Source organism: Microlunatus sp. GCM10028923 (assembly GCF_042666975.1).
Classification (GTDB): Bacteria; Actinomycetota; Actinomycetes; order Propionibacteriales; family Propionibacteriaceae; genus Microlunatus.
On record NZ_JBHTFF010000020.1, the window covers coordinates 65,321 to 80,103 of the forward strand.

16 protein-coding genes and 1 tRNA gene are annotated in these 14,783 nt (G+C 69.3%); 5 read left to right on the forward strand and 12 right to left on the reverse strand.

Annotated elements, in window-relative coordinates; genetic code table 11:
• Positions 1 to 76 precede the first annotated feature (76 nt).
• Complete coding sequence (locus tag ACFQU4_RS33950; protein WP_377500811.1) at positions 77 to 901, reverse strand: aldo/keto reductase; 825 nt, start codon at positions 899 to 901, stop codon at positions 77 to 79.
• 123 nt (positions 902 to 1,024) lie between these two features.
• On the opposite strand from ACFQU4_RS33950, the gene ACFQU4_RS33955 reads away from it, so the two are divergent.
• Positions 1,025 to 1,657 carry a class I SAM-dependent methyltransferase gene (locus tag ACFQU4_RS33955; RefSeq protein WP_377500813.1) on the forward strand — a complete coding sequence of 211 codons (633 nt, stop codon included), beginning with the start codon at positions 1,025 to 1,027 and terminating at the stop codon, positions 1,655 to 1,657.
• Here the strand turns inward: ACFQU4_RS33955 and ACFQU4_RS33960 are convergent.
• Positions 1,593 to 2,201 carry a MarR family winged helix-turn-helix transcriptional regulator gene (locus ACFQU4_RS33960; protein ID WP_377500815.1) on the reverse strand — a complete coding sequence of 203 codons (609 nt, stop codon included), beginning with the start codon at positions 2,199 to 2,201 and terminating at the stop codon, positions 1,593 to 1,595. The two genes, ACFQU4_RS33955 and ACFQU4_RS33960, sit on opposite strands and share 65 nt — an antisense overlap.
• Before the next feature lie 51 nt (positions 2,202 to 2,252).
• Between ACFQU4_RS33960 and ACFQU4_RS33965 the strand changes: the two genes are divergently transcribed.
• Positions 2,253 to 2,972: an SDR family NAD(P)-dependent oxidoreductase gene (locus ACFQU4_RS33965; RefSeq protein ID WP_377500817.1), complete on the forward strand. Its 720-nt coding sequence runs from the start codon at positions 2,253 to 2,255 to the stop codon at positions 2,970 to 2,972.
• A 3-nt stretch (positions 2,973 to 2,975) separates the two neighbouring features.
• Here ACFQU4_RS33965 and ACFQU4_RS33970 read toward each other — a convergent pair whose 3' ends face one another.
• A complete protein-coding gene (locus ACFQU4_RS33970; protein WP_377500819.1) occupies positions 2,976 to 3,569 on the reverse strand; it encodes a hypothetical protein in 594 nt (197 codons plus the stop codon).
• A gap of 94 nt (positions 3,570 to 3,663) precedes the next feature.
• On the opposite strand from ACFQU4_RS33970, the gene ACFQU4_RS33975 reads away from it, so the two are divergent.
• Positions 3,664 to 4,656, forward strand: coding sequence for a UbiA family prenyltransferase (locus tag ACFQU4_RS33975; protein ID WP_377500821.1), 993 nt, complete (start codon positions 3,664 to 3,666; stop codon positions 4,654 to 4,656).
• Here ACFQU4_RS33975 and ACFQU4_RS33980 read toward each other — a convergent pair.
• Positions 4,640 to 5,245 carry a hypothetical protein gene (locus ACFQU4_RS33980; protein WP_377500823.1) on the reverse strand — a complete coding sequence of 202 codons (606 nt, stop codon included), beginning with the start codon at positions 5,243 to 5,245 and terminating at the stop codon, positions 4,640 to 4,642. The two genes, ACFQU4_RS33975 and ACFQU4_RS33980, sit on opposite strands and share 17 nt — an antisense overlap.
• Positions 5,242 to 5,757: an AAA family ATPase gene (locus ACFQU4_RS33985; protein ID WP_377500825.1), complete on the reverse strand. Its 516-nt coding sequence runs from the start codon at positions 5,755 to 5,757 to the stop codon at positions 5,242 to 5,244. The genes ACFQU4_RS33980 and ACFQU4_RS33985 overlap by 4 nt, the downstream gene beginning before the upstream one ends.
• Positions 5,758 to 5,828: 71 nt before the next feature.
• Here ACFQU4_RS33985 and argS point away from each other — a divergent pair, with 71 nt between their 5' ends.
• Positions 5,829 to 7,466 carry an arginine--tRNA ligase gene (argS, locus tag ACFQU4_RS33990; protein ID WP_377500827.1) on the forward strand — a complete coding sequence of 546 codons (1,638 nt, stop codon included), beginning with the start codon at positions 5,829 to 5,831 and terminating at the stop codon, positions 7,464 to 7,466.
• Between the two features lie 3 nt (positions 7,467 to 7,469).
• Here argS and ppgK read toward each other — a convergent pair whose 3' ends face one another.
• The 6 genes from ppgK to ACFQU4_RS34020 form a co-directional block, all read right to left on the reverse strand.
• The gene (ppgK, locus tag ACFQU4_RS33995; protein WP_377500829.1) at positions 7,470 to 8,318 is read right to left on the reverse strand and encodes a polyphosphate--glucose phosphotransferase; all 849 of its coding nucleotides are present in this window, start codon (positions 8,316 to 8,318) and stop codon (positions 7,470 to 7,472) included.
• Complete coding sequence (locus tag ACFQU4_RS34000; RefSeq protein ID WP_377500831.1) at positions 8,278 to 10,620, reverse strand: PH domain-containing protein; 2,343 nt, start codon at positions 10,618 to 10,620, stop codon at positions 8,278 to 8,280. Before ACFQU4_RS34000 ends, ppgK begins: the two co-directional genes overlap by 41 nt.
• A 15-nt stretch (positions 10,621 to 10,635) precedes the next feature.
• Entirely contained in the window at positions 10,636 to 11,124 is a 489-nt protein-coding gene (locus ACFQU4_RS34005; protein ID WP_377500833.1) for a PH domain-containing protein, read from the reverse strand.
• A 33-nt stretch (positions 11,125 to 11,157) separates the two neighbouring features.
• Positions 11,158 to 11,817: a DUF1707 domain-containing protein gene (locus ACFQU4_RS34010; RefSeq protein WP_377500835.1), complete on the reverse strand. Its 660-nt coding sequence runs from the start codon at positions 11,815 to 11,817 to the stop codon at positions 11,158 to 11,160.
• 86 nt (positions 11,818 to 11,903) lie between these two features.
• Positions 11,904 to 12,248 (reverse strand): VOC family protein, encoded by a 345-nt coding sequence (locus ACFQU4_RS34015; RefSeq protein ID WP_377500837.1) that lies wholly within the window; start codon positions 12,246 to 12,248, stop codon positions 11,904 to 11,906.
• 14 nt (positions 12,249 to 12,262) lie between these two features.
• Positions 12,263 to 13,066 carry a MerR family transcriptional regulator gene (locus ACFQU4_RS34020; RefSeq protein WP_377500839.1) on the reverse strand — a complete coding sequence of 268 codons (804 nt, stop codon included), beginning with the start codon at positions 13,064 to 13,066 and terminating at the stop codon, positions 12,263 to 12,265.
• 95 nt (positions 13,067 to 13,161) lie between these two features.
• Between ACFQU4_RS34020 and ACFQU4_RS34025 the strand changes: the two genes are divergently transcribed.
• Positions 13,162 to 13,235, forward strand: a tRNA-Gly gene (locus ACFQU4_RS34025).
• Positions 13,236 to 13,585: 350 nt separating this feature from the next.
• Here the strand turns inward: ACFQU4_RS34025 and ACFQU4_RS34030 are convergent.
• Positions 13,586 to 14,506 carry a restriction endonuclease gene (locus tag ACFQU4_RS34030; protein ID WP_377500841.1) on the reverse strand — a complete coding sequence of 307 codons (921 nt, stop codon included), beginning with the start codon at positions 14,504 to 14,506 and terminating at the stop codon, positions 13,586 to 13,588.
• Between the last annotated feature and the right edge of the window lie 277 nt (positions 14,507 to 14,783).

Here is a 14,783-nt window from a genome sequence, read left to right on the forward strand (position 1 = left end):
CCCTCCCTCGTCGGCCTTGCGATCCACGCACCTGAGCGCCGCTGAACACCACGCTCCAGCCGCGACACACCACTAATCAGTTGAACTCGTTCGGGTGCGGGTTGTTCCGGCCGTCGACGTTCACGGCGTCGATCACGGCGAGGTCGTCGTCGGACAGCTCGAACCCGAAGATGTCGAAGTTCTCCTCGATCCGGGCCGGCGTGACCGACTTCGGGAAGACCACGTACCCCTTCTGCACATGCCAGCGCAGGATCACCTGGGCCGGGGTGCGACCGAGCTTGCCGGCCAGCTCCTGGATCTGCGGGTTGGCCAGGTCCTTCGCCAGCCCGAGCGGGCTGTAGGACTGGGTGACGATGCCCAGCTCGGAGTTCACAGCGACCAGCGGCTCCTGGCTGAAGGTCGGGTGCAGCTCGATCTGGTTCACCGTGGGCACGGTCGAGCTCTCCGCGACGACCTTCCGAAGATGATCTTCGAGGAAGTTGGAGACGCCGATCGACTTGGACCAGCCCTTCGACTTGATCTCCTCGAGCGCCAGCCAGGCCTCGAGGTAGTTGTCCTTGGCCGGCGTCGGCCAGTGGATCAGGTAGAGATCGACATAGTCGAGGCCGAGCTTCTCCAGGCTGGTCTGGATCGCGGCGAGGGCGTCGTCGTGGCCGTGCTTGTCGTTCCACAGCTTGGTGGTGATGAACAGTTCCTCGCGCGGGATGCCGGACTCGGCGATCGCGCGGCCGACACCTTCCTCGTTGCCGTAGATCGCGGCGGTGTCGATGTGCCGGTAGCCGACCTCGAGCGCCTTGGCCACCGAGGTGACGATGTCCTCGGTGGAGACCTGCCATACGCCGAACCCGAGCTGCGGGATCTTGTTGCCGTCGTTGAGGGTGATCGTGGGCACCTGGCTCATGACCGTTGCTCCTTCTCGTCTGTCGGGTGTCAGACGTGAGTATTTCCGATCCGCGATGCGGAATCGACTCGGGTACGGCACGATGGTGCCCCGCCAACCGGAGCAGGAGTAGGGAGGATCCGGATGTCCGGTCAGAGCCGACCGCAGCAGCCCGAGATGATCACGATGTTCACCGACACGTATCGGACCGCGAACGCCGGTGGCCGGCAACCGCCCTGGGACTGGCAGGCGCCGCATCCGCATCTGATCCGCTGGGCCGGTGAGCGCAAGCTCGGCGGCACCGGCCGGTCGGCGGTCGTCGTCGGTTGCGGGTACGGCGACGATGCGGCGTTCGTGGCCTCGCTGGGCTTCCGTACCACCGGGTTCGACTACGTGGCCGACGCGATCGAGGGCGCCCGGAGCCGGTACCCGGACGTCGGCCTCGACCTCCGGGTGGCCGACGTCTTCGACCTGCCACCGGAGTGGGCCGGCGCCTTCGACCTCGTCGTGGAGAGCATGACGGTGCAGTCCATCCCGCGCGAACAGCGGGCGGACGCCACCGCGGCGATCGCGCGGCTGGTGGCGCCCGGCGGGACCATCCTGGTGATCGCGTCGGCGCTCGAGGATGCGGTGCGGGAGCCGGGCCCGCCGTGGCCGCTGGACCGGGCCGACGTCGACCGGTTCGGCGAGCACGGCCTCGAACCGGTCATGATCACCCGTTGGGAGCGGCCGGATCGGCCGGACCTGTCGCCGTGGCTGGCGGAGTTCCGGCGCTAGTTTCTCCGTGGTGCCCGACGTGGCCGGGCCGATGCTGCCCGAGCAGTTGCGAGAGGTGCTGCAGCAGTCGCCGCAGGGTGAGTTCCAGGTCGGTCTGCTGAGCATCGGAAAGCCCGTCGAGCAGCTCGCGTTCGCGCTCCAGGACGCCCGCGACGAGGCCGTCGACGGTCGCGTGGCCGAGCGGAGTGAGCTGGACGTCGACGGTGCGTGAGCCGGTCCGGCCGGATCGCCGGACCAGTCCCTGCGCCTCGGCGCGGTCCACCCGCTGGGTGATCGCTCCGGCCGTGATCAGTGAGGCGGCCGCCAGCTCCCGGGTCGTCATCCGGTACGGCTCACCGCCGCGGCGCAGCGTGGACAACAGATCGAGCGTGGCCGCGTCGGCGCCGTGGGCCCGCAGCAGTCGGGCCCGGTCGTCGCCGAGGAGTTTCGCGATCTGCCAGACCCGGGTCACGATGCCGATCGAGCGCACGGGCACGCCCGGCAGCTCCCGCTCCCAGGCGGCGGCGATCGCATCGACGGGATCACTCGGAGTTGCCTCGGCCATCCACCCTCCTGCTAGTCTCGTTTAGACCTAAACGTAACAGGAGGTAGACGCATGCGCACTGTCATCGTGACCGGCGGAGGAACGGGGATCGGCAGGGAGGTTGCGGCGCAGTTCGCCGCGGACGGCTGTGCGGTCGTCATCACGGGCCGCCGGGCGGACGTGCTGCGGCAGGCCGCGGCCGAGCTCGGCGGCGCGGTCCGGGCGATCCCGCTGGACGGTACGGACGCGGACCAGGTCGCCGGCCTGGCCCGGGAGGTCGGCGCCGTCGACGTCCTGGTCAACAACGCCGGCGGCAACACGAACTTCGACGGGGCCGAGCCGAGTTCGTTGGCCGAGGTCGCCGAGGCGTGGCGGCGGAACCTGGACAGCAACCTCCTCACGGCGGTCCTGATGACGACGGCGCTGCTGCCTGCCATGCCCGCGGGATCGTCGGTGATCACCATCGGCTCCATCGCGGCGGACAAGGGCGCCGGCTCGTACGGAGCGGCCAAGGCGGCGGTGGCCTCGTGGAACATCGACCTGGCCCGCCAGGCCGGGGTCCGCGGCATCACCGCCAACGTCGTCTCGCCCGGCTACATCGCGGACACCGAGTTCTTCCGGGACAATCTCACCGACGAACGCCGCGCCTCGCTGGTCGAGGCCACGATGACCAAGCGCGCGGGACGGCCGGCCGACATCGCCGAGACCGTACGGTTCCTCGCCTCGCCCGGCGCCCGTCAGCTGACCGGGCAGACCGTCGCCGTCAACGGAGGCGAATGGGCGAGTCGCTAGCGGCTACAGGCATTTGGGGTTGCGGACGCACTGGATCGCGCCGCCGGCCGCGGCGAACAGCAGGCCGACCCAGCCGATCCCGAGCAGCAGGCAGGTGACCGCCGCGAAGCCGGCGGCACCGGCGATGCCGAGCGAGCCGCGTTCGTTGCGCAGCCGTGCCGCGGCCTCCGGTGCGCCCGGCTGGTGGGCGATCTGCTCCAGGTAGTGGTACCGCGACCGGGTCGTCGCGATCAGCCAGATCAGCATGGCGACCAGGACGATCCCGAGCACGACCGGGACCGGCGCGGCGACCAGGACCAGCACCGACGCCCCGACGGCGATCGTCCCGGCCTCCGGCTCGATCTGCGTGGTGACCAGGTACTGGATCACCAGGCCGACCACGATCACGCCGAGGACGGCGGCCAGGAAGATCAACACGGGGCGGGGGCCACCGGTGACCCGGCGATAGCCGGTCAGCAGCTCCGGGTCGTGGGCGAGCGGCTCCTCCGACGCGACCAGCCGGCGCCGGCCGAGCACGTACGCGGGGAGCAGCAGCGCGAGCACGGCGCCGCCGCCGACGAGGTTCACCAGGATGATGGCCAGCGGTCCGGTGTCCATCCCCGCATCGTCCCACTTCGCGGAATCAACCGCCCGTACGACGCGGGTGCTCCGCTGGATTAGGGTCGGGGCGAGGCGGGAAGGCGGTGGGTACGTGGTGCGGGAGAAGCGTGGGCCGGCGCCGTTGCTGTGGCAACTGCTGCGGCCCGGCACGGCGATCCTGATCTTGCTCCAGGCCCTGCTCTGCCAGCTGTTGCTCGGCCTGCCCGCGCCGCACCCGGTAGTCGTCCTGGGTGGGCTGGTCATGCTCGCCCTCTGGTACGCCCACGCGGTCGCGATCAACGACCTGAGCGACGCGGACACCGACGCGATCAACCTGGCCGGGGCCGCCGATCGGCCGTTGATCAACAAGACCACGAGCGTGGGCCGGCTGCGGCTGACCGGCTGGCTGCTGGCAGTGGCGGTGGTCGCGCTCGGCCTGTTGCTGTCGCCGTGGCTCGGGCTGGCCGGTTTGATCATGGTGCTGCTCAACCTGGCCTACTCGCTGCCGCCGGTCCGGTTGTCCGGGCGCGGCGGTGCCGCCCAGCTGCTGCTCCCGATCGGGTACGTGATCTTCCCGGCCGTCGTGGTCTGGGGGATCTCGGGCCAGCCGCCGGTCGACGGGCGCGGCCTGCTCGGCGTGGCCGGGCTCTACCTGCTGCTCTGCGGAAGGCTGTTCCTCAAGGACATCCGCGACGTCGAGGGCGACCGGCGGACCGGGAAGCTGACCTTCCTGGTCCGGCACGGGCTGCCGGCTACCCTGGTCGCCTCGGCCGCCCTGCTGGTGGCCGGCGTGGTGATCATGGCCCTGGCGATCATGCCGCCGGCCCGGTACGCGCTGATCCTCGCCGCGGTGATCACGGTGGTCGGCGCGCCGCTGTTGTTGATCAAGGTCGGCCTCGCCGAGGGGCTGAGCCGGCGGCTGCTCTGGGTCGGTCTGGTCGGCCGGCTGGCCAGCCTGTGGACGTTCTGCTGCACGGTGTCGCTGGCGGTGAGCCGCTGGAATCCCGGCCCGGGTTGGCAGCAGGAGGTGGTGACCGCCCTCGGCGTGGTGGTCTTCGGGGTCTCGGCGTACTCGTACCTGGAAGAACTCAGACGAGAGCGCTGATCAGGACCGCGGCGATCGCCGGCACGGTGAGGTTGTCGGTGCCGCGCGGGCTGACCAGCTCGGCGACCGTACAGGCGAGCGCGACCACGGTCGCCGTTACCGGACCGGCGGGCAGCGTGATCAGGAACGCGACCACCAGGAACGCGAGCGAACCGCCGACGGAGCGGCTCAGCACGACGATCCGGATCGGCCAGCGCCGGCCGACCAGGAAGGCCGCCGTGTCGGCCAGGCCGAGGATCAGCACGGCCAGCACGAAGACGATGGCGTTGTCGGACAGCAGGCCGGCCAGGGCCACTCCGATCCCGAACAGCAGGTCGCCCCAGGACCCCTCGGCCCGCGAACTCAGGCTGCGCAGCGGCAGATAGCGCCGGGCCAGTAGCAGCGCGGCGGAGAACAGCAGCCCGATCAGCACGTACCACCGGAAGTCGAGCCAGAGGCAGGACACGGCGGCGAGCACGGCCGAACCGACGTGGGCGATCTTGCGGCTCGCCTCGAGCGGCGGCTCCCGGCGCCGGGCGACGAGTTCGTTGAGGGCGAGGAAGCCGGCCAGCAGGGCCACCGTGCCGACGACGGTGACCAGAGTGATCACGGCCAGACCTCGCGGATCCGGGCCAGGCAATCGGCCACCGGCTCGCGGGTGTCGAGGACCAGGTCGGCCAGTTGGCGGCCGGCCTCGAGCTCGGCCTGCAGCACCTCCGGCTCGGCCCGCTCCCGATCGCCGCGTTCGCCCAGCCGGCGGAGCAGTTCCGGGACCGGGGCCTCGGCGGCGACCACGTACAGGTCGGGGTGCAGGGACCGCAGCCGGTCCAGCACGACGGCCCGCAGACAGGTCGCGACCGGCACCCCCGGACCGGCCTCGAGCCGGGGCAGCGCGTAGTCGTGGCCGTAGTGCCGGTGCACGCCGAGCGCGGCGGCCTTCCGCTCGGCGAACTCGGCGGCGGAGACGAACTCGTGGGTGTCGGAGGTCTCGCCCGGACGGCGCGGGCGGGTGGTGAGGGTCCGGACGGTTCGGAGGTCGGGCAGTTCGGCGCTCAGGGCCCGGAGCAGGGTCGACTTGCCGGCCCCGCTCGGGCCGATCAGAACGAGAGCCGAGGCTGCCATGGGCCGCACTGTACGGGGGCGCGCGGAAACCGGGCGGAGCGGCCGTCGGGAGAGTGGAATACTTGCTTCCCGTGTCATCGATTCCCACCCTGCTGAGTTCCGCGGTCGAGGCGATTGCCGGTGTCGACCCCGAACTCCGGCCTGCCACGAAGCCGCAGTTCGGACACTTCCAGTCCAACGTCGCGCTCCGCCTGGCCAAGGCCGAGGGCAAGCCGCCGCGCGAGGTCGCGGCGCGGATCGTCGACACCCTCGACGTGTCGGCCTGGTGCGAGCCGCTGGAGATCGCCGGGCCCGGCTTCATCAACTTCCGGATCAAGTCCGACGTGCTGGCTGCCGAGGCGAGCAACCAACTGACCGACCCGGCGGTCGGGGTGCTGCCGGCGGACGAACCGCAGCGGGTGGTGATCGACTACTCGGGCGCCAACGTGGCCAAGCAGATGCATGTCGGGCACCTGCGGTCCACCGTGATCGGGGACTGCTTCAACCGGGTGCTGACCGCGCTCGGGCACACCGTGATCCCGCAGAACCACCTCGGCGACTGGGGCACCCAGTTCGGCATGCTGGTCGAGCAGATCCTCGAGGAGGAGCTCGACGCGACGACGCTCGACCTGATCAAGGCCGAGGAGCTGTACCGGCGGGCGAACGAGCACTTCAAGGAGGACCCGGCGTTCGCCGACAAGGCTCGCAAGCGGGTGGTCGCGCTGCAGTCCGGCGACGAGCAGACGCTGGCCATCTGGCGGCAGCTGATCGCGCTCTCGGTGGCGGGCTTCAACGGCGTCTACGCCCGGCTCGGCGTGAAGCTCACCGATGACGATCTGGCCGGCGAGTCCACGTACAACGATGATCTTGCGGTGGTCGCCGCCGAGCTGGAGGAGAACGGCACCGCAGTGATCGACGACGGCGCACTGTGCGTCTTCGTCGAGGGCTTCAACTCGCCCATGATCATCCGCAAGACCGACGGCGGGTACGGCTACGGCATCACCGACCTGGCCGCGGTCCGGCACCGGGTCCGGGACCTGAAGGCCGACCGGATGATCTACGTCGTCGGCACCGAGCAGACGTACCACTTCAACCAGGTCTTCGCGGTCTGCCGCAAGGCCGGCTACCTGCCGGACGACGTGGTCGCCGAGCACGCGGGCTACGGGCTGATCCTGGGCGCCGACGGCAAGCGGCTGCGGACCCGGGACGGCGGCACGATGAAGTTGATCAACCTGCTCGACGCGGCGGAGGAGAAGGCGTCCCCGCCGATCGCGCTGGCCGCGATCAAGTACGCCGACCTGTCCAGCGGGCTGCAGAAGGACTACATCTTCGACATCGACCGGATGGTCAAGGCGCAGGGCAACACCGGGCCCTATCTGCAGTACGCCCACGCCCGCTGCAGCCAGGTGCTCCGGAAGGCCGAGGCCGAACAGCTGGCCGTGCCGACCGAGATCACCGTGATCGACGAGCCGGCCGAGCAGACCTTGGCGCTGACGTTGACCAAGTACGGCGAGACCGTCGCCGACGTGGCCGAGACGCTGCAGCCGCACCGGCTCTGCGGTTACCTCTACGATCTCGCCGTCGCCTACACCGACTTCTACGAGAACTGCCCGGTGCTCAAGGCCGAGGGCGACGTCCGGGCCTCCCGGCTGGCGCTCTGCCGGGCCACCCAGCGGGTCCTGGCCGCCGGCCTCGACCTGCTCGGCATCGAAGCCCTGGAACGGATGTAGCCCTCAGGAAACGTTGTGGCTGATCGGGTCCGGGTTGTCCTGGGCGTCGCGGGCGAGCCAGGCGGCGCCGATGATGCCGGCCTTGTTGCGTAGCTCGGCGGGCACGATCGGGCTGTTCAGCTTGAGGTGCGGCAGGAACTCGTCGGAGTCCTTGCTGACGCCGCCGCCGACCACGATCAGGTCCGGCCAGAACAGGGCTTCGACGACCTCGTAGTAGCGCTGCAGCCGCTGGGCGTACTCCTCGTAGGACATGCCCGTCTTGTCCTTGATGCTGGCCGCGGCCCGGCTCTCGGCGTCGTGGCCGTCGATCTCCAGGTGGCCCAGCTCGGAGTTGGGGATCAGCACGCCGCGGTAGATCAGCGCGCTGCCGATGCCGGTGCCGAGGGTGGTCATCAGGACCAGGCCCGGGTTCCCCTTCGCGGCGCCGTACTGCACCTCGGCGACCCCGGCCGCGTCCGCGTCGTTGACCAGCAGGATCGGCCGGCCGAGATGATCTTCGAAGATCTTCTCGGCGGGTGCGTCGATCCAGGACTTGTCGATGTTCGCGGCCGACCGGGTCCGGCCGTGGGTCACCACGGCGGGGACGGTGATGCCGATCGGCCCGTCACCGATCTGGTCGGCGAAGTGATCAACGATCTCGCTGACGACGGCGGCGACGTTCTTCGGCGTCGACTGCTGCGGGGTCTCGATCCGGAGTCGCTTCTCCGCGAACACCCCTTCGGCGAGATCCACCGGGGCTCCCTTGATCCCGCTCCCACCGATATCGATACCCAGCACTGGACGTTCGGTCATGACCGGGAGCTTAGTGGCGTCAGCGGAGATCGCGCCGCAGCTGTTCCACGGACCAGTCATAGATGGCCGGATCCTCGGCGAAATAGAAGGCGTAGAACCGGCGGTAGACCGCGATCCAGTAGCGCGCCTCGTCGCCGAGCCGGGCCACCGCGAGGTCGGTCAGCCACTCCTCGTCCCCGGCCGCGGCCGTCCCCGGCTCCAGGCCCAGGAACGCGATCGCGCCGGCGACGTCCAGCAGCGGATCGGCGGCCAGCGTGTGCGGGCTGAAGTCGACCACGCCGGTGACGGACGCGGAACCGTCGGGTTCCCGGCGGACCAGGACGTTGCCCGGGAAGTAGTCGCCGTGCACCAGCGCCGGCCAGGTCTGCCGGCGGGCCAGCGCGTCGAACAGCTCCTGCCACCGTTCGGTCAGGTCCGGCAGATCGGCCTCCAGCCGCGGCCGGACGGCCCCGACGGTCCGGTGCAGCTGCGCCGCCAGCAGGTCGGCCAGGCTGTCGAATCCGCGCGGCGCCTCCGGCCCGATCAGCTGGGCGAAGCCGGCCACGGGTACGGGCAGCCGCTGCAGATCCATCGCGGCGGTCAGGTAGCGCTCCAGGGACAGCCGGCGGAGCGACTCGTCCGGCGTCGAGGCGAGATAGCTGCGCAGTTCCTCGCCCTCGATCCGGGCCTCGACCGTGTAGCGCCGGCCGGCGAACTCGCCGGCGTCGAGGACCCGCGGGACCGCGTAGCCGAGATCGACGCCGGCCCACCGGTCGGCCAGCGCCCGGCGCTGCGCGGCCACCTCCGGCCGGGATCCGGGACCCTCCAGCCGCAGCACCCGGTCGTCGTCGAGGGCGAACACCTGGGACTCCGAACCGCCGCCGAGCAGCGCGTCCGGGCCGATCCGGAACCGGTCCAGCACGGCCAGCTGATCGCGGTCGGTGGCGCCCGGGCGGCCGGCGGACAGCCGGCGCTGCCGGTCCGTCGCACGGGCGGTCCGGGCCCGGTCGAGCTGGGTCAGCGCGAGTTCGCGGGCCGCGGTCTCGTCCAGCTGCCGGGCGACCGCGTTGACCGGGCCCTTCGGGGTGTCGATGTGGACGTCGGCCAGTCGCAGCCGGCGTTGCCAGGGGCCCTGTTCGATCCTTACCGACTGGTTCTTGGCGTGCGGCACGATGTCGCGGCGGTGGGTCAGCCAGCCGTGCTCGGTGATCAGGACGCGGTCGTCGTAGCCGTACTTGAGGGTCCAGTAGTTGTACCAAGCCGGCCAGCGGGCCCGCTGCGGCGACGGCAGCAGCTCGATCGCCGAAAGATCGACACCGGGCAGCACCCGGTCCAGGGTCACCTGAAGTTGATCTTTGTTGGCCACCGGCAGCAGCACGCTGGTGGCGTTGTTGTCGTTGTTCTCGCCCTCGGAGGTGCCGTAGCCGAGGATGTCGACGTCGACCCGCCACCAGCCGAGCCGGCGCCACAGCATCGGCTGCGACACGGACAGTCCCTGGATCCGGTCCAGCGGCACCGACTGGCTGGTCAGGGCGGTCAGCCCGCGGGTGATCCGCAGGCCCCGGGACGAGTCGGCCAGGGTGAAGTTGAACATCGCGATCAGCCGTCGGCCGACCAGGGACACCAGGCCGATCACGGCCGGCACCAGGCCGGGCAGCGCGTAGATGATCACGCCGAAGATGCTGGTCACGACCAGCGCGCCGACGGTCAGGAAGGCGGTGATCAAGAACTCGCTGGAGAGCAGGAAGCTGCCGACCAGCATCGCCGGGCTGATCACCACCAGCGGCCGGTCGGACTGGCTCAGGTCGGTGAAGGCGCTGGTCTTCTCGCCGTGCTCGGCGCCGTGCAGGCTGCTCTGCTCGCCGTGCGCCCGGACCAGCAGGTAGTCCCGCAGCCGGGCGGCCTTGTCCCGTTGCAGATAACGGAGCTTGATCGTGTTGTCGCCGGCGCCGACCTCGAGCCGCAGCTCGACCAGGCCGAAGATCCGGGCCGCGAACGGCTGGATGATGTCCACCGACTGCAGCCGCTCGAACGGGACCTTCTTGGAGCTCTTGAAGATCGCCCCCGTCTCGACCCGGAGCTCCTCGTCGTCGATGACGAACCGGGTGAAGTACCAGCTGACGAAGCCGACCGCGGCGGCCAGCAGGACGATGCCGGTCACCGCGAGCAGCAGCCAGCGCAGCTCGGGCAGCACGAAGCCCTGCCCGTTGGAGTCGGGGATCAGCTCGCGGGCTCCGTACACGAGGATCGCGACCAGCACGATCCAGCCGCGGATGAACGGGGTCAGCGGATGCGGGCGCTCGGTCTGCTTGACCGCGGGCGCACCCTCGATCACCGGTGCCAGCTCGGGCACGGTGGTCTGATCATGATCTTGGTCGGTCATCCAGGCGTCCGATGATCACAGACCCGAGGCATGGGCCTCGCCCAGCTGGGTCAGGCTGTCCCGCAGGCGGGCCGCCTCGTCCGGGACCAGGCCCGGGATGGTCGCGTTGGTGGAGGCGCTGGCGGTGACCAGGGTGACGTGGGCCAGCCCGAGCGCCCGTTCCAGCGGGCCGGACTCGACCTCGACCAGCTGCATCCGTCCGTACGGCACCGCGATCAAGGTGCGGAACATGACGCCATGGGTGATGTAGAGGTCGTCCTCGCGCTCCACGTACCCCCAGGAACGGTAGTGCCGCTCGACCAGCAGCCACCGGGGCACGGTGATCGCCAGGCCGAGGGCGATCACGATCGCGCTGACCCACCAGAGCTGGGTCATGACACCGAAGATCACCGCCGGCACGATGAAGACGACCAAGCCAACGGCGGTGGTGAGGCGGCGCAACGTCCGGTACGGGGGAGCGAGCCGCTTCCACTCGTACTGCGGGGGCGCGAACAGATCATCCATAGCAATCCCACCTTAGTGGGGACGGCGAGCGCGTCAGCGGCGCTTCTTCGGCCCCTTGACGCTGACGCCGCCGAACAACGACATCCCCTTGAGAACGATCACGGGTGCACCCGGCACCGGATCGCCGAGCCGGCTGATCTCCGTACCGCCGAAGACGCCGGCCGTCTGATCACGGACCTCGACACCGTCGGGGACCAGGACGTCCATCCCGCCGAAGCACCAGAACCCGAGGATCTCCACCACCGGAGCCTCGAAGATCGCGTCACGAAGATCGAGTTCGACGCCGCCGAACACGGCGATCGCCGTGCTGGACTTACGAACCCGCCACCTCCCCTTGCGCGACGCGCCGCCGAAGATCGCGATCATGGTGTCGCGTTCCTCGCCCGGGTGGGACTGGTCGATGGTGAAGTTGGACTGAGCTTGCGGTTGTGGCTGCGGCGGCGACGGCGGGGTCACCGGGACCAGGTCGCTGGTGATCGGCACCAGGTCGTCGAACGTCCGCGCGGTCATCGCCTGCTCGAGGCGCTCGTCGTACTCCTCATGGGTGAGCCGGCCCTCCGCGAAGGCCGTCCCGAGCAGATTGGCCACCTGCTCCCGGTCGGCATCCGACGCGCGCAGGTTGCCGCCGGCGATCGGGCCGACGTCGCGCGGCTCACGACCGATCGGCTCCGGCACGTTGTTGCTCGCGGTCACACCCCGTACCGTAACGCGTTCCTCCTCGGGTCCGGCATGCTCGACCGGCAGACCGAGGAGGAACCCGGGCGAACCCTGGGGGCGGGCTAGTGCGGACGGCCGATGTCGAAGACGTTGCCCTCCGGGTCGGTCAGGGTGACCCAGGCCGTCCCGTACTCCTCGAACTCGCCGACCTTGGCCGCACCGAGCCCGACCGCCCGCTCGACCTCGGCCTGGAAGTCGTCCGCGATGAGGTCGAGATGCAGCCGGTTCTTGCCGGTACGGGGTTCGGGCACGGCCAGGAACATCAGCGACGGGAAGCCTCCGTCGCCGTGGATCTGGGCCATGAAGGCGTTGCCGCCGTCGGCGACGGGCCGGCCGACCAGGTCGGCGTAGAAGCCGGCCAGCGTGGTCGGTTCGGCGGAGTCGATGACGATCTGTCCGAAGTGCATGGGTGTCCTTTCGATCAGCCGGCGATGGGCCAGCAGAGTTCGGTGGTGTAGTCGGCCGGATCGGGCACATCGCCCGGACCGACCAGATAGAGCTCGCGGACCGGCCCGGGCGCGAGCGTCTCGCGCTCGGCGACGTAGCTGCCGAGGGCGGCGTAGGTCCGGTCGATGTCGGTGAAACTGCCGTGGTGCACGGTCGTCGCGAACCGGCCGGCCGGCAGCGTGAGCTCCTGCAGCCCGGACGGGGCAGGTCCGGCGATCGGGACGTAGGCGACCACTTCGCCGATGTCGTCGGTGAAGAACGTGTCGTCGTACGTCGCGGCGCCCGGGCCCCGCGGTGCGATGCCGGCGGCGCCGAGCGTCCCGTACAGCCGCGGGAACGCCTCCGCGCACCAGATGTCGATCACGTCCCGGGACACCCGATCGACGATCGCCGCCACCCGTTGCTCCGGCTGGTCGCTGCGGCCGAACTCGTACCCGATCCTGGGTTGGGAGAGCAGCCGGCGCAGCGACCCGACGATCTCCCGGGTCCGGTCCAGCTCCTCCTCCATCCGGCGCAGATGCTCCGCGATGATCGCGTTCCGCGCCTCCTCCGATTCCGCTCGGACCACCGTCGTGATCTCCGGCAGCGGCATGTCCAGATGACGCAGCCGCGCGATCAGCAGCGCGGTCGGAACCTGGCCGACCCCGTACCGCCGATAGCTGGTCGCCGCATCCACCTCGGCCGGCTCCAGCAGCCCGATCTCGTGGTAGTGCCGGAGCATCTTGACGCTGAGGTGAGTCAACCGGGAGAACTCCCCGATCGGTACCGATGTGCTCATGTCGGCAACCCTGCACCCTCCGACAATGGGAGGGTCAAGCGACGCTCAGACGAGTTGGCTACACTGCACTCTGCGCCGGTATGCTGCCGGGCAGCGCGGATGTAGTTCAATGGCAGAACATCAGCTTCCCAAGCTGAGAATGCGAGTTCGATTCTCGTCATCCGCTCCAAGATCGAAACCCCTAGTGGCAGGCTGAATCGCCACTAGGGGTTTTATTCGAACATCGAGGCTAGCCAGCGTTCGTGCCCTCAACGTGCCCTGAACGACGGGAGCTCGCCCTCGGCTGGTCGAGCTGCGGTTCCAGGTGCTCGACCCGCTGGCCGATCCGGTGATCCCAGCTCCATGCCGCCCTTCGGATCGAGGACCCACAGCTCGGCCGTCCGAGCGGGAGCATGGTGGGCACACCGTTTCGCGGGTCGAGCCGCAGGGGAGGCGATGCGCTGCCGGAGGGCTGCGGCAAGTGGCGCTGCGTGTCCTCCTGCGTGCGGGCCTCGCGCCGGCCCAACGGAACTCCGGGGCTCACATGAATGACAAACCCTCGTAGAACGAATAGTGATCTGCATCGTATGCATCGTGCCACCTGTCGACCTCTCGCACTGTGATCTCGAACGAGTCGATCTGGCCGTCTTCATATGTAACACTGCCATCACCGAATTCTCGCTTGATCGCCTCAATCTCCCGGTGTGACGGCTCCGTCGAAGGTTCGCCGAGCGACGGGCGGTCGTACAGATAGTCGAAGTACCAGACAAAGGCGCCATGTTTGTCATCGCACCACATACCGCGAGGTCGGAGTTGATGCCCCTCGGGCAAATCAAAGGACTCCGCCCTATCAAGCCGCTCATCAATGCTAGATAGCTGATATCCGAGGCCGCTCCCGTGGCGATTGGTTAGGCGAATGTAAAAGCCTCTGGTGATGCCGACGAATCGGTTCGGCGAATCTGTCGCAAATACCCGCCACCCTGACGCCTCTGAGCTAACCGGCATGAATCGCTGCGCGACTGCCCAGCCGCGAGGGGTATTTAGCATTCGTTCGAGCTGAACTCCATCCCAGCAATGGGTGAGGATCGAGCGCCGACCGGTCTCCATAGCAGCAAGCCTTCTCGTGACAGCGCTCGATGGGACAGTGGAACATACAAGGAGGTAGCCATCTGCCTGATGCTGGTCAACCACATCAATCATCCCTCCCTCGCCGCCCAGGTCGCTAACTCCGACCGCCCGGCCGTTACCGCCTCCGGCGTGAGCCGTGTGCTTGCACGAAACAACCCAAGTTCGGGTCTTGCTTCCCAGCAGAGGGTCTCCTGGCTCCGCGAGTAGTAGGTCCCTCCCGTCATCGGAACCTCGACCCGACCACGAGACGCGATAGTCAAGCGCCAGTCCCAGCTCCCGCACCAGTTGTTCCAGGTCTTCGCCGTCCTGGCTCAGTTCCTTGAAGTTCAGCACCTGCGGATTGTATGTCAGCTTGATCTTCGGAAGGCGGAGAGTCGCGTCCGCCGCGTCCCCTCTCCGGACCAGTCTCCGGTCTCCGGGCCGCGCGTCAAGGGCGCTGCGCGTCCTTCGGATTTCACCCTTGACACACGGCCCGGCGACCTACGATTGGCGCCGACGAGGGGACGCGGCTGGTGTGGGCCGACGAATCGAACACCGGGTGGAGCGTGCCCAGAACATGCCCCGAGTCACGGTCACTCACGGTCACGAGCTGGCCGGAGCTGCACCCGCC

What these genes read in the sequence shown, in the direction of transcription:
- ACFQU4_RS33950 (WP_377500811.1), bottom strand. Translation starts at nt 901, where the DNA reads ATGAGCCAGGTGCCCACGATCACCCTCAACGACGGCAACAAGATCCCG.
- ACFQU4_RS33955 (WP_377500813.1), top strand. Translation starts at nt 1,025, where the DNA reads ATGTCCGGTCAGAGCCGACCGCAGCAGCCCGAGATGATCACGATGTTC.
- ACFQU4_RS33960 (WP_377500815.1), bottom strand. Translation starts at nt 2,201, where the DNA reads ATGGCCGAGGCAACTCCGAGTGATCCCGTCGATGCGATCGCCGCCGCC.
- ACFQU4_RS33965 (WP_377500817.1), top strand. Translation starts at nt 2,253, where the DNA reads ATGCGCACTGTCATCGTGACCGGCGGAGGAACGGGGATCGGCAGGGAG.
- ACFQU4_RS33970 (WP_377500819.1), bottom strand. Translation starts at nt 3,569, where the DNA reads ATGGACACCGGACCGCTGGCCATCATCCTGGTGAACCTCGTCGGCGGC.
- ACFQU4_RS33985 (WP_377500825.1), bottom strand. Translation starts at nt 5,757, where the DNA reads ATGGCAGCCTCGGCTCTCGTTCTGATCGGCCCGAGCGGGGCCGGCAAG.
- ppgK (WP_377500829.1), bottom strand. Translation starts at nt 8,318, where the DNA reads ATGACTGGTCCGTGGAACAGCTGCGGCGCGATCTCCGCTGACGCCACT.
- ACFQU4_RS34000 (WP_377500831.1), bottom strand. Translation starts at nt 10,620, where the DNA reads ATGACCGACCAAGATCATGATCAGACCACCGTGCCCGAGCTGGCACCG.
- ACFQU4_RS34005 (WP_377500833.1), bottom strand. Translation starts at nt 11,124, where the DNA reads ATGGATGATCTGTTCGCGCCCCCGCAGTACGAGTGGAAGCGGCTCGCT.
- ACFQU4_RS34015 (WP_377500837.1), bottom strand. Translation starts at nt 12,248, where the DNA reads ATGCACTTCGGACAGATCGTCATCGACTCCGCCGAACCGACCACGCTG.
- ACFQU4_RS34020 (WP_377500839.1), bottom strand. Translation starts at nt 13,066, where the DNA reads ATGAGCACATCGGTACCGATCGGGGAGTTCTCCCGGTTGACTCACCTC.